Origin of the sequence: Garicola koreensis, from assembly GCF_014195445.1 — a bacterium.
Lineage (GTDB): Bacteria > Actinomycetota > Actinomycetes > Actinomycetales > Micrococcaceae > Nesterenkonia > Nesterenkonia koreensis.
On record NZ_JACIBT010000021.1, the window covers coordinates 1 to 12,348 of the forward strand.

12 protein-coding genes and 2 tRNA genes are annotated in these 12,348 nt (G+C 64.3%); 10 read left to right on the top strand and 4 right to left on the bottom strand.

From position 1 onward, the window contains the following. From FHX47_RS10320 to FHX47_RS10330, 3 genes are all read left to right on the top strand, one after another. A partial coding sequence (locus FHX47_RS10320) for a PLP-dependent transferase (protein WP_183358845.1) occupies positions 1-123 on the top strand: 123 nt, incomplete at its 5' end. An 89-nt stretch (positions 124-212) separates the two neighbouring features. After that, entirely contained in the window at positions 213-620 is a 408-nt protein-coding gene (locus tag FHX47_RS10325; protein WP_183358695.1) for a DUF4282 domain-containing protein, read from the top strand. A gap of 60 nt (positions 621-680) precedes the next feature. Further along, positions 681-2,375, top strand: a complete 1,695-nt coding sequence (locus FHX47_RS10330) for a hypothetical protein (RefSeq protein WP_183358846.1) — start codon at positions 681-683, stop codon at positions 2,373-2,375. A gap of 90 nt (positions 2,376-2,465) precedes the next feature. Here the strand turns inward: FHX47_RS10330 and FHX47_RS10335 are convergent, their stop codons facing one another. Next, positions 2,466-4,313, bottom strand: coding sequence for a DEAD/DEAH box helicase (locus FHX47_RS10335; protein WP_183358847.1), 1,848 nt, complete (start codon positions 4,311-4,313; stop codon positions 2,466-2,468). A 422-nt stretch (positions 4,314-4,735) separates the two neighbouring features. On the opposite strand from FHX47_RS10335, the gene FHX47_RS10340 reads away from it, so the two are divergent. Both FHX47_RS10340 and FHX47_RS10345 read left to right on the top strand, forming a co-directional pair. Next, a tRNA-Thr gene (locus FHX47_RS10340) sits at positions 4,736-4,807 on the top strand. A 97-nt stretch (positions 4,808-4,904) separates the two neighbouring features. Beyond that, a tRNA-Met gene (locus FHX47_RS10345) sits at positions 4,905-4,978 on the top strand. Between the two features lie 72 nt (positions 4,979-5,050). Here the strand turns inward: FHX47_RS10345 and FHX47_RS10350 are convergent. Beyond that, positions 5,051-6,160 carry a Fic family protein gene (locus FHX47_RS10350; protein ID WP_343064370.1) on the bottom strand — a complete coding sequence of 370 codons (1,110 nt, stop codon included), beginning with the start codon at positions 6,158-6,160 and terminating at the stop codon, positions 5,051-5,053. A gap of 192 nt (positions 6,161-6,352) precedes the next feature. Here FHX47_RS10350 and FHX47_RS10355 point away from each other — a divergent pair, with 192 nt between their 5' ends. Then, positions 6,353-7,141, top strand: coding sequence for an acetoin reductase (locus FHX47_RS10355; RefSeq protein ID WP_183358848.1), 789 nt, complete (start codon positions 6,353-6,355; stop codon positions 7,139-7,141). A gap of 51 nt (positions 7,142-7,192) precedes the next feature. Here the strand turns inward: FHX47_RS10355 and glpK are convergent, their stop codons facing one another. Continuing rightward, complete coding sequence (gene glpK / locus FHX47_RS10360; RefSeq protein WP_183358849.1) at positions 7,193-8,728, bottom strand: glycerol kinase GlpK; 1,536 nt, start codon at positions 8,726-8,728, stop codon at positions 7,193-7,195. Then, the gene (locus FHX47_RS10365; protein ID WP_183358850.1) at positions 8,725-10,650 is read right to left on the bottom strand and encodes a glycerol-3-phosphate dehydrogenase/oxidase; all 1,926 of its coding nucleotides are present in this window, start codon (positions 10,648-10,650) and stop codon (positions 8,725-8,727) included. Before FHX47_RS10365 ends, glpK begins: the two co-directional genes overlap by 4 nt. Positions 10,651-10,769: 119 nt before the next feature. On the opposite strand from FHX47_RS10365, the gene FHX47_RS10370 reads away from it, so the two are divergent. From FHX47_RS10370 to FHX47_RS10385, 4 genes are all read left to right on the top strand, one after another. Beyond that, on the top strand, positions 10,770-11,024 hold the full coding sequence (locus FHX47_RS10370; protein WP_183358851.1) for a hypothetical protein: 255 nt from the start codon (positions 10,770-10,772) through the stop codon (positions 11,022-11,024). After that, complete coding sequence (locus FHX47_RS10375; RefSeq protein WP_183358852.1) at positions 11,021-11,494, top strand: FAS1-like dehydratase domain-containing protein; 474 nt, start codon at positions 11,021-11,023, stop codon at positions 11,492-11,494. Before FHX47_RS10370 ends, FHX47_RS10375 begins: the two co-directional genes overlap by 4 nt. Further along, complete coding sequence (locus FHX47_RS10380) at positions 11,491-11,955, top strand: MaoC/PaaZ C-terminal domain-containing protein (protein WP_183358853.1); 465 nt, start codon at positions 11,491-11,493, stop codon at positions 11,953-11,955. Before FHX47_RS10375 ends, FHX47_RS10380 begins: the two co-directional genes overlap by 4 nt. Before the next feature lie 155 nt (positions 11,956-12,110). Further along, a partial coding sequence (locus tag FHX47_RS10385) for a transporter substrate-binding domain-containing protein (protein WP_183358854.1) occupies positions 12,111-12,348 on the top strand: 238 nt, incomplete at its 3' end.

Genomic DNA, 12,348 nt, shown 5'->3' on the forward strand with positions numbered 1-12,348 from the left:
ACTCACGCCTCAGTGCGCGGCACGGAACTGGCCGTACCAGAGAATCTGCTGCGGCTGTCGGTGGGCATCGAAGACGTTGAGGACCTGATCACCGATTTGGAGGAGGCCCTCGGAGGACTCTGAGGCCCGGTCGCAGACTGTTGTAATCTGGCAGGCAGGCGGCCGTCCGCCGTCGACCGGGAACGGACACAACATCTTTGATGGAGGATCTCATGACACAGCCACCGAGCTCAGAGAACTGGGAACAGCCTCAGGGCGGCTACGGCCCTCCGCCACGTCAGGCGGGACCTGACACAACCGGCTTCTTCAAAGCACTATTCGACTTCAGCTTCAAAAGTTTCGTCACTATCAAATTTGCGGCAATCATCTACGGGATTGCGCTGGTGCTGATCGGTATTTTCACGCTGATCGGAGTCATACTTGCGTTCGTCACCATGACCGAGGAGCCTCTCGTCGGCTTCTTCACGCTGGTGCTGGTGGTGATCCTAGCGCCGTTCTACCTCATTCTGGTGCGGCTGACTCTGGAGCTGTACGTGGCGATGATCCGTACTGCTCAGAACACCGCAGCCACCAAATCCGAACTTGAGAACCTGCGCTGGGACATGTCCCAGCGCGGCTGAAACCCTTTGTACCCTTTCCGCAGACTACAACTATGACGTCCAGGAGTGCACAGGCCACAGATGAGTGAGAACGAGGGGCACCGCGATCGGGACGCTTCGCCCACACCCCCACCGCCGGGTCCACCACCGGGGTACAGGCCACCGCAGCCGCCCGACGCAACTCCGAGCGACGAGTCCCCACACGGGCACAGCCAACCCGGTCATGACCAGCCCGGTTACGATCAACCCGACGAGGCGCCCATTGCGGCGCCTGGACCGCAGGACGACGCCGGCGGGGCGGGGCAGTCCTCCGCCAGCGCCGGTGCAGGGTCTGCAGCTGAGCCGCGCCAGTACGCCAGGGCACCGGAGATCACCGTCAAAGTTCCAGACTCCCTGAAGTCCATGAGACGCAGCCACTGGCTGGCGCTGGTGATCAGCCAGACCACGGCCTACGTGACGCTGCTGCTCTTGGCACTGGTGTCGGTCATCGGGCTCACCATCGGGCTGCTGCTCAGCGGCAGTGAGGACCTCAGCGCGCAGGTTCCCGACATGCCCACCGGCATGGACCTCGGTCCTTCGGCCTTCATCCTGTTCCTCACCCTGCCCTTTCAGATCGCCGCGGTGTGGCTGTTCGGGACGTTCGGCGTCAGCATCTCCATGCACGAGAGCATGACCCAGATGCTGCCCACAGGAGGTGACATGGGTGGGAACCTGTGGGCACCGAACCTCCTCTACCTCGCGCTGGCTATGCTCGTGGCGGTCTGGGTCGGGCGCACTGTGCTCAGGCGTACGCGCCAGAGGGCCATCACCGAGGTGCCGCGTCTGGGCCGGCTGATCGCCAACGTCGTGCTGGCCCTGGTGATGGCGGGGGTGACCCTGCTGGTGACGTGGCTCTTCTCCTTCCGTCACGGTCTGAGCCTGACTGACTTCGCCGCGCTTGAGGGTGCCGCGGACGGCCAGGCTCAACAGCTGGGCGGGTTCCTGGGCATTGACGCCTCCGAGACGGTGCTTTCCATGAACGGGAACGCCGCTGGGGGCAGCATGTTCCTGACCGCGTTTCTCTTCTACCTGCTCATCGGACTGGTGCTCTCTGTCGGTTCAGGAATCTTCACCAGGGTGCGCAGGAAGGTCGAGTACCTTCTGCCGTCAGCATCCGGCGTCCCCCGTGTGCTCGGCGCCCATGCCCTGATCGTCGTTGTCCCCGTGGTGATCTACCAGGTAGTGGACATGACCATCAGCAACGGCTCGGCAGGGGGGTTCTCCATCTTCTTCTGGGCACCCTCCATGGCACTCTTCAGTTTCGTGCTGCTGAACTTCGGTGCGATCTCCATCAGCGGAGGCATGTCCGGGTTCGGACAGGCTGAGGCCGGCGGGGAGACCCTCTACCTCTGGACCGGCGACTTCACCTGGTGGGAGATAGCCCTGGCGATCCTCCTGGGGCTGTCAGCAATCGCAGTGACGTCACTGGTGTGGGCGCTGCGCCGAGACTCTCGATCATCGACTCTGCGCAACCTGCTCTCCTGGGTAACGCTGCCGTTGATCTACGCCCTCGTCGGGGCAGTGCTGACCATCTTCGGGCAGCTTCGAGGAGCGGCGGACCTGATGGGCCTGGCGGACATGAGCTTCCACATCGGTCCTGTCTGGTGGACTTTCGCAGTGCTGCTGCTGATCGGTCTAGTCATTGAGGCGCTCTCACGCTTCGCCGCTCCACGGGCAGTGCAGAAGCTCTCTCCCAGACTGCGGGGGCTGCTCAGCGGAGTCGGGTCTGCCAAATAGCCGGTGGCTGACAGGCGCCGGTGGGCCCGGGCGAACCGAGCCCGGACCCACCCCTAGCCCGGACCCGCCGGACACCCGCTCATCGGTGGCTCAGCGGCCAGCCCAGTGCGGCGTCTTGCCGCGCTTCTTCGACGTCTGGTCCGACTTGCGGGGCCCACCTTTGCGCAAGCCCTTCTGCCGGTCGCCTCCGTGGCCGTGCGGGCCCGAGTCGCGCTCCAGTTTGATCAGCTCGCCGCCGATCCGCGTTTTGGACAGTGCGGACCACTGCTGTGAGGAGAGATGCTCGGGCAGCTCCACCAGCGAGTGGGTGGGCCGAATATCAATGCTGCCGATCTGCTGGGCGGAGAGCCCCGCCTCATTGGCGATCGCTCCGACAATATGGCCTGGGGCCACACCGTCGCGCCGGCCCAAGGCGATCTTGTACATCGCATTGCCGACACCGGGATTGGGGGCGGTGCCCTTCTGGCGGGCGGGGCGCGTGCCACGCTCCTCCGGGCCGCTGCGGTCGAAGCTGCGTGCGGACTCTTGGGCAAGAGCGTCCTCACCAGACTCATCCAGCAGCAGCGGCCTGCCCTCATGGACCATGGCCACCAGAGCTGCGGCGACGTCCTCGGCCGGTGTGTCGTGCTCATGAACATACCGGGAGACCATTCCGCGGTACTCCTCCAGATCCTCGCCCGCCAGCGTCTGGGTGATGCGCTCAGAGAAGCGCGCAAGCCGGGAGGTGTTGACGTCATCGACGGTGGGCAGGCTCATCTGCTCCACCTGTTGGCGAGTCGCCTTCTCGATGTTGCGCAGCATCCGCCGTTCGCGCGGAGTGACGAACAGAATGGCCTCACCGGAACGGCCGGCGCGTCCGGTGCGCCCGACCCGGTGCACATAGGACTCGGTGTCCAGCGGGATGTCGTAGTTGAACACATGGCTGATGCGCTCCACGTCCAGGCCGCGGGCAGCCACATCAGTGGCCACCAACACTCCCAGCCGGCCGTTCCTCAGCTGCTCGACGGTCTTCTCCCGCAGGTTCTGCGGAATATCACCGTTGATGGCAGTGGCACGGAACCCGCGGGCATTGAGCTTGGCGGCGACCTCCTCCGTCGCCGAACGGGTGCGCACGAACACGATGGCGGCGTCGTGCGGTTCAGTCTCCATGATCCGCGCCAGCGCCTCAGGCTTGGCGTGATGCTTGATGAACACGAACCGCTGACGGATGTTGGCACCGGTGCTGGTCTTCGTCTTGACCGAGACCTCGACCGGATCGGTGAGGTAGTCCTCACTGATGCGACGAATCGCTTTGGGCATCGTGGCGGAGAACAGCGCCACCTGCTTCTCGGCGGGAGTCTGAGCCAGGATCTTGTCAACCTCTTCGGCGAAGCCCATGCGCAGCATCTCATCGGCCTCATCGAGGATCAGGTGCTTGATCTCCGAAAGATCCAGCGAACCCTTGTTCATGTGGTCAATGACCCGGCCCGGGGTTCCGACCACGACGTTCGCCCCGCGGCGCAGTCCGGCCAGCTGGGGGCCGTATGGGGCGCCGCCGTAGATGGGCAGCACGGAGACGCCGGGAAGCTTACCGGCGTAGGAGGAGAACGCCTCGGCCACCTGGATCGCCAGTTCCCGGGTCGGAGCCAGCACCAGCGTGTTGGGTACGCTGCCGAGCTCGTCGGCGTCGTAGGCGGCCGCCATCCTGGTCAGCGCAGGCAGCGCGAACGCAGCAGTCTTGCCGGTGCCGGTCTGGGCCAGCCCGACGACGTCGCGTCCCTGGGTCAGCAGCGGAATGGTCTGTGCCTGGATGGGGGAGGGGGTTTCGTAGCCCATCTCTTCGGTGATGGCCAGGACCCGGGAGTCCAGGCCCAGCTCGCTGAAACTGGGGCCTGTCGGCTCGGCGCTCTCCTGCTCGGTGTTCTCGTTCACTGCTGCGGTTGCCTCGGGGAGGGTCATGGTGACTCCTTGTCACTCGGTGTGGCCAGCGCGCTCCATGGGGCGTCCGGTTCAGCGCAGGGTGCCTCTCCACGCGTGCTCGAACCGACAAGCGCTGCTTGTGCGGTGCATGGGCACGGCAGGATGCATCAAGTGGTATCGCTGAAGGGATCTGTCACGGGGATACAAGCCACAAAACGGCTCCGGAATCGACCCGCGACAACACACACATAACCTCGACCAGTCCTACCAGCTGAGATGAACAGCTGTGCTGGGAGTCAGTACAGATAAACGGGATTATCCGGAGAATGCCCCATCAGTCTAAACCGGGATGGGACGAATCTGCTAATCGACGCTTTGGGATCCCCTCGGATCCGCGGATTCATGGGGATGCAGGCCCGTTTGGGTATCGCTGAGACTGGATGGTAAAGTGTACTGCCGTTGCCCCAATAGCTCAGTGGTAGAGCGCAGTCTTGGTAAGACTGAGGTCCCGGGATCGATTCCCGGTTGGGGCTCTGAATGAGAACCCGCGGCACAGCACCTCCCACTAGAAGATAGTAGGAGAATCCTGCGTCAGCGGGCCCTTCTCATTCTGGACGAGTGATCGTCCGTGGCGGTGTAGCTCAGCTGGTTAGAGCGCACGACTCATAATCGTGAGGTCCCGGGATCGAGTCCCGGCACCGCTACTAACAATTCAACACACGAACCTCGGGTGCTCGTTCTGCTGATGCGGAAAGTGCACCCGAGGTTTGTGCGTCCTATGCCTCGGCGAGGGTGCGCATGTAAGCCTGATTCAGAAACAGAACTTCGCGTCCTGCTTCTGCTCGTTCCAGGAGTCCGGCATCAGCCAGGGCGCTCAACCATCGGCTGGCTGTCTGCCGCGTCACACCGCACCCCTGAGCGACGTGCCTGATGCGAGTATATGGCTGGGACATCAATACCTCAGTGAGAGCAACTGGCCCGCCGCCGGGCAGTGCGGAGTCCATTGCTGTCCGTACCTCCGCTTGAAGCTGCTGCAGCCGGTCAATGAGCCGGAGGGTGGACTCGGCTGTGGCTCGTACGCCTTCTAGCATGTATACGATCCAGTCGGTGAAGTTCGCCTCGCTGGTCACTTCGCGCAGGAGTCTGTAGTAGTCAGTCTTGGTGGAGATGAGATATCGGGAGAGATACAGTGCGGGACTGGTGAGAAGCCCATCGTTGATCAGCTGCAGGATGTTGATGATCCGTCCAGTGCGGCCATTACCGTCATCGAAGGGGTGAATGGCCTCGAACTGGTAGTGGGACAGCGCCATGCGGATCAGGGGGTCGTGCGCACCTGGAGCGTTGACGTAGTTCTCCCAAGCCGACATCTTCTGATCGAGGATGTCGTAGCCCTCTGGTGGTGTGTAGACAGCTTGCCTTGTCCGGGGATTGGCGATGATCGTCCCTCGGCCTCTTCGTAACGTCATGCTCCGCCCTGCCAGCTGAGTGCAGATCGTCTCCACTGTGACGCGAGTGAGCGTGCCGCGCTCACGGGCCATGTCCAGACCGGCGAACAGCCCTTGTCGATACCGCAGAGCTTCTTTCACGTCAGGTGAAGCTCCCTCGTCGTTGTCCATATGGCGGAAAAGCTCATCTGTTGTCGTGACGACGTTTTCGATTTCTGAGCTGGCCTGTGCCTCCAAGACCGTCAGTGTGCTGAGCAGAACCGCCGGATTAGGTAGGCGACGTGCTGCCTGGTCCATCGCCGCCAAAGCTGATCGTGATTCCACGAGCAGCTTTAAGACATCATGAGTCTCTACGTCCTGTTCCGGCGGAAGCGGCGGGAGGTTTTGGTGCGGCCGGTCGGGACTCCATGGGGCGCCAGGCTTTTGTGGCATGTTCGCCATGCTGACACATCCGAGAGGACGTGTAAATATTAATCGAAAAATTTAACATGTCGTAGTGGACGTGGTTGCTCCTGTCACGGGGTGCTATCCGTGTTGCACTCGACCAGTCCGGAGGAATAATTCACCTGCATCACTTGCTGTATCAAGTGCAAGGTGTTTCAAACTTTAAGTACATGGAAGGTGGTCTTCATCATGGCTGAGCACAAGCCCAAAATTGCACTGGTGACCGGAGCCGCGCAGGGAATCGGCGAAGGAATCGCGCTGCAGCTGGCCCGCGACGGATTCGACGTCGCCGTCGCCGATCTTGACGGGCAGCAGGAGAAGGGCGCTGGTGTGGTGAAGGAGATTGAAGACCTCGGGCAGCAGGCGGTGTTCGTGCCGATCGATGTGGCAGATAAGGGTTCGTTCGAGCAGGCCGTAGATGCTGCGGCGGAGAAGCTCGGCGGATTCGATGTGCTGGTAAACAACGCCGGTATTGCCCAGGTCCGCCCCATTCTGGAAGTGACTCAGGACGAGCTGGAGAAGATCTTTGCGATCAATGTCCACTCCATCTACTGGGGAATCCAAGCCGCGGTCCGCAAGTTCGATGAGCTTGAGGTGAAGGGCAAGATCATCAACGCGGCTTCCATCGCTGCGGTGAAGGGCTTCCCGATCCTCTCAGCCTATTCGGCCTCAAAGTTCGCCGTTCGCGGTATTACCCAGACGGCCGCCCAGGAGCTCGCTGCGAAGGGCCATACTGTCAATGCATATGGTCCGGGCATCGTCGGAACCGGTATGTGGGAGCTGATCGACCGCGAGCTACATGAGATCAACGGCAAGCCCCTCGGTGAGAATCTCAAGGAGAACGTGGAGACTATCGCCCTGGGACGCATCGAGACTCCGGAGGACGTCGCCGGAGTGGTGGGCTTCTTCGCCAGCGATCGGGCTGACTACGTCACCGGTCAGACGCTGCTGGTGGACGGCGGCATGCTCTACAACTGATGGAGGCGCCGGCCAGCGGCCCGCTGCTTCGTCATCCTGGGGGAGCCTGCCTCAGGCCTCAGGGCTCGCCCAGTCGAAGGAGCGAGTCACCGCTCTGCGCCAGCCGGCCAGCAGCGCGGAGCGCTCTTCGGCGTCTGTGGTCGGGGTCCAGCGGGTGTCTTCGGCCCAGTTGGCCACCACATCATCGGTGGACTCCCAGAATCCTACTGCCAGACCTGCGGCATAGGCCGCGCCCAGGGCGGTGGTCTCGATGACTTTGGGCCGCACCACGTCCACGCCCAGCACATCGGCCTGGAACTGCATCAGCGTTTCGTTGACCACCATGCCGCCGTCAACTTTGAGCTCCACCAGCTCATCACCGGCATCGGCGTTCATCGCCTCTACTACTTCTGCCGACTGGTAGGCGGTGGACTCCAACGCCGCTCGGCACAGGTGGAACTGATTGATGAAGCTGGTCAGCCCGACGATGACCCCCCGAGCATCCGGCTTCCAATAGGGGGCGAACAACCCGGAGAACGCCGGAACAATATAGGCCCCGCCGGTGTCTGCGACCCGCTTCGCCTTGGTCTCTACCTCCGGAGCTGAGGAGATCAGTCCTAAGTTGTCGCGCAGCCACTGCACCAGCGAACCGGTCACCGCGATCGAGCCTTCCAGTGCGTAGACGGGCTTCTGCTCGCCCAGTTGATAGGCCACAGTGGTCAGCAGCCCGTTTTCAGAACGGACGATCTCCTCGCCGGTGTTCATCAGCATAAAGTTGCCGGTGCCGTAGGTGTTCTTGCCCTGCCCGGGGGCGAAGCAGGCCTGACCGAAGGTCGCCGCGTGCTGGTCGCCGAGGATTCCGGTGATCGGAGTGTCGATGAGCAGCGACTCTCTGCGCCCGTAGCCGTAGAGTTCAGAGGAGGAGCGGATCTGCGGAAGCATCGACACCGGGATGCCCATCTCGGAGGCGATCTCCTCGTTCCAGTCCAGCGTGTCGATGTTCATCAGCATGGTGCGTGACGCGTTGGTCACGTCAGTGACGTGCACCCCGCCTCTGACCCCGCCGGTGAGGTTCCAGATCAGCCAGGTGTCCATCGTTCCAAAAAGCAGCTCACCGGCCTCGGCGCGCTGGGCGGCACCGTCGACATTCTGCAGGATCCACCGGATTTTAGGGCCTGAGAAATAGGTCGCCAGCGGCAGTCCGACCCGGTCCTTGTAGCGGTCCGGGCCCGCATCGCCGGCCAACTCGTCACAGATCCGCTGAGTGCGGGTGTCCTGCCAGACGATCGCGGGGTGAACCGGCTCGCCGGTGGCCCTGTCCCACACCACGGTGGTCTCACGCTGATTGGTGATGCCCACTGCGGCCAGGCTGTGCCGGTTGATGTCGGCATCAGCTAAGGCCAGGCCGATCACCTCGCGGGTATTGCGCCAGATCTCGACGGCGTCATGCTCCACCCAGCCGGCCTGTGGGAAGTGCTGGGAGTGCTCCTTCTGCCCGCTGCCCACCGGCTCGCCGGCGTAGTTGAAGACCACCGCACGGGTCGACGTCGTCCCCTGGTCAATGGACAGGACGAAGCGCAGGTCAGGTTCAGGGCCGGTGTCAGTCATGTCAGCTTCACCTTCGAATCTGCGAGTTCATTGTCGGCCAGCTTCTGCTGCACCGGCAGCGCCCGGCGCATCGCGGCAGCGGCCTGCGCGTCGGTGGCGCAGCGCTCAGCTTCCAGATGAGCCGCCACATAGCTGGCATAGGCGCGCTGCTCGTAGTCCAGCCGCTCAGCGTCCCACCCCAGCTCATCGGCCACCAGCGCGGCCACCTCGGCGGCAGCGCCCATACCCCGGTCGGCGACTTCGTGGAAGAGCCGCGTGCGCCGCTCCAGCAGGTCCTCCAGGTGGACTACGGCCTCGAAGCGGGCCGCATAGAGGAACTCCGCACGCAGGTATCCGGCCGCCCCGTCGACTTCCTCGGCCAGGTCGGGGTGCTCATCGATCAGGTCCAACAGTTCGCCCAGCAGGCTGCCGTAGCGACTGAGCAGCCGCTCCACTGTGGGCTTGTCCCAGCCGTAGCGCTGTGCGATCTCAGCGCTGCGCTCGGTCCACTCGCCGAAGCCCTGACCGCCGATCAGCGGCAGGTGCTCAGTCAGTGAATGCCGGTCCCGGAACGCATCGGCGATGGCGAAGCTCACCGCGTCCTCGGCCATAGTGCGGTAGGTGGTCAGCTTGCCCCCGGCGACCGTAGTCAGTCCCGGTGCCAGCCGCATCACCGTGTGCTCACGCGAGACCTTGGAGCTGGCGGCCTCCTCGGCGTCCACCGGCTGCAGCAGCGGTCGCAGTCCGGCCCAGCTGCCGATGATGTCCTCACGGCTCAGGTCGGTCTGCAGCACGGCGTTGACGTGCTCCAGCACGTAGGCGATGTCTGCGGCATTGGGGGCCGGTGCGTCCACCGGCTCGTGCCAGGCGGTGTCGGTGGTCCCCACCGTCCAGTAGTCGCCCATAGGAATGATGAACAGCACCGACTTCTCCGTCTGAGTGATCACCCCCACATGTCCCTGGGCGGGGATCCGCTCCTTGGGCACCGTGATGTGGATTCCCTTGGAGGCCAGCACCCGCAGCGCCGGCCCGGCGTCGTCGGTGGTTGAGGCGTTCTGCGCGGCTGGGCCGCTCTGTGGGGCTGAGCGGGGCGCTGAGCTGTAGGCCAGCTGCTGCTGGTGACCGGTCCACACCCCGGCGGCCATGATGGTCTCGCGCGCGTGGACGGTGACGCGCTCGCCGGACTCACGGTCCAGCACGACGACGCCGCCGACCGGGGGCATGGTGTCCTGGTGGGTGGTGTCCTGGCGGGTCTGTGCATCCGTTTGGGCCTCGCCGTGGTGCAGGTATTCCACCACTTCGGTGCGGGTGGCGATCGCCGCGCCCAAGCTGTGCGCCGATCGTGCCAGAGTGAGGACCAGCCGGGCGTCGTCGACCTGGGCGTCGGAGTACTCGAGGGCGCCGATGTACTTCTGCTGGTCCAGCCCGGCGAAGCGCTCCTGTAGGGAGCTGCGGCTCAGGTGCCGGTGGAAGGGGGCCTGGTCCCGCGCGCTCAGGGTCCGCTTCAGCCCGCTGTGCAGCGCTGAGGAGCTGAAGGAGAGCGCGTCATAGAGGCTGACCCCGGAGCCGATGAACGCCCGGTCGATCAGTCGCTTCTCAAAGGGGAAGACGAACGGCAGGCTGCGCACCAGGTGTGGGGCGGTGCGAGTCAGCATCAGGTTGCGCTCACGCAGCGACTCCGCCACCAGTTTGAAGTCCAGCATCTGCAGATAGCGCAGGCCGCCGTGGATCAGTTTTGACGATCGCGACGACGTCCCCTGGGCCAGGTCCTGAGATTCGACCAGCCCCACGGAGAGCCCGCGGGTGGAGGCGTCGAATGCCGCAGCAGCCCCAACCACGCCGCCGCCGACGATCAGCAGGTCCAGCGGCTTCTCGGCGGTGGTGGCACGCAGCTGGCCCAGGGCATGGGCGCGAGCATCCGGATCCATAGCCTGGGGCTTCATGCAGGTGCCTGTCCCGCTGCCGTGGGGCTTGCGAAAAATTGCTCAGTGCACAGTGTGCGCATGCCGTCAGCATACAAGCCCGGCACCTGGGCAGCCGCGCCGCGGGTAGGATGAACCAGATGAGTCAGATGGATCCGTGGAGCACCGGCACGCCCGGCTACCGGACTGCGCTGCTGACCGGAATGGGCAGCACGCTGCTGGGCATCTTGGTGGTCATCGCTGCGGCCTTCGTCGGCTCAGCAGAGACTGCCTCCACACTGGGCACCCTCGGTTTGGTGCTGCTGGGGATCGGGGCGGTCAGCCATGTGGTCGGCATCGGGCTGCGCAAGCGCCAGGCCGCACAGATCATCCGCGAAAGAAAGAGTACTGGATGAGCATCAACACTGAGCGTCAGGGGCACACATACGCCTCGACCGCCGCGTACCAGGTCAGCCGTGAGGCGGTGCGAGACTTCGCCGCCGCCGTCAAGGCCCAGCACCCGGCGCACTACGACGTCGACGCCGCCGCTGACCTGGGTTACCGGGACCTGCTGGCCCCGCCGACCTTCGCCGTGGTGATCGCCCAGCGCGCCGAGGCCGCTGCGGTCAACGACCCGCAGGCCGGCATCGACTTCTCCCGGGTGGTCCACACCGAAGAGCGCTTCACCCACCAGGAGCCGATCACCGCAGCGGACACCCTGCAGGCCCAGACCACGCTGGAGCGCATACGCGTCATGGGCGCCGGTGCCATGGTCACCACCGTCACCGATATCCGCACAGTTGAGGGTTCGCCGCGTGCAACGGTCACCTCCTCGCTGCTGGTCAGAGCCGATGATGCCACCGACGACGCCGAGGAGCAGACGTGAGCACACGCGCCTTCGCCGAACTGGACAAGGGCCAGACCATCGGTACCCGCACCGTGACGTTCTCCCGCGCCGACCTCATCCGCTATGCCGCGGCCTCCGGGGACCACAACCCCATCCACTGGAACGAACGCTTCGCCGCAGAAGTCGGACTCGACGGGGTGATCGCCCACGGAATGCTCACTATGGGATCCGCCGTCGATCTGGTCTCTGACTGGGCGGGCGACCCCGGCGCCGTGGTGGACTACCAGACCCGGTTCACCAGGCCGGTCCCGGTGCCCGACGCCGCAGCAGGGCCCCCCGAGGAGGCCACCGCCACGCTGGAGGTCACCGGCACAGTCGGCAGGCTCGACGAGCAGGCACAGACCGCCCGCATTGATCTGACCGTGGAGCTGCTGCAGGGCGGGCAGCGCACCAGGGTGCTGGCCAAATCTCAGGCCGTCGTCGTGCTGACACAGCGATGACCTGCGAGTTGCCTGGGTCACACCGGCAGCTGGGCCTATAATCAGCATCACACGCTCGTCACCTTTGACTACACGATTGAGGGAAACTCATGTCTGAGACCGCACTGACCACGGATAAGCCATGACTGAAAGGGCTCGCGCTCGCCTCCGCGGCGGTGCTGGCGCTGACCGCCTGTGGCGACGGCGCAGATGCCGACGGCGACGGCGGGGAGGCTGAGTCAGAGTCTGAGGTTGAGACCGACGTCAGCGTTGACGCCGAGGTCGAGACCATCAGCGAAGGCACTCTGCAGATCTGCTCCGACTTGCCCTACCCGCCGTTCGAATACTACGACGCCGACGGCAATGTGGTCGGCTTCGACATCGACGTCGGCGCAGCCATCGCCGGGGCCTGGA

Bases quoted from the DNA above. Each gene is read 5' to 3' on its own strand.
- FHX47_RS10325 (WP_183358695.1), top strand. From the start codon at position 213: ATGACACAGCCACCGAGCTCAGAGAACTGGGAACAGCCTCAGGGCGGC.
- FHX47_RS10330 (WP_183358846.1), top strand. From the start codon at position 681: ATGAGTGAGAACGAGGGGCACCGCGATCGGGACGCTTCGCCCACACCC.
- FHX47_RS10335 (WP_183358847.1), bottom strand. From the start codon at position 4,313: ATGACCCTCCCCGAGGCAACCGCAGCAGTGAACGAGAACACCGAGCAG.
- FHX47_RS10350 (WP_343064370.1), bottom strand. From the start codon at position 6,160: ATGGCGAACATGCCACAAAAGCCTGGCGCCCCATGGAGTCCCGACCGG.
- FHX47_RS10355 (WP_183358848.1), top strand. From the start codon at position 6,353: ATGGCTGAGCACAAGCCCAAAATTGCACTGGTGACCGGAGCCGCGCAG.
- glpK (WP_183358849.1), bottom strand. From the start codon at position 8,728: ATGACTGACACCGGCCCTGAACCTGACCTGCGCTTCGTCCTGTCCATT.
- FHX47_RS10365 (WP_183358850.1), bottom strand. From the start codon at position 10,650: ATGAAGCCCCAGGCTATGGATCCGGATGCTCGCGCCCATGCCCTGGGC.
- FHX47_RS10370 (WP_183358851.1), top strand. From the start codon at position 10,770: ATGAGTCAGATGGATCCGTGGAGCACCGGCACGCCCGGCTACCGGACT.
- FHX47_RS10375 (WP_183358852.1), top strand. From the start codon at position 11,021: ATGAGCATCAACACTGAGCGTCAGGGGCACACATACGCCTCGACCGCC.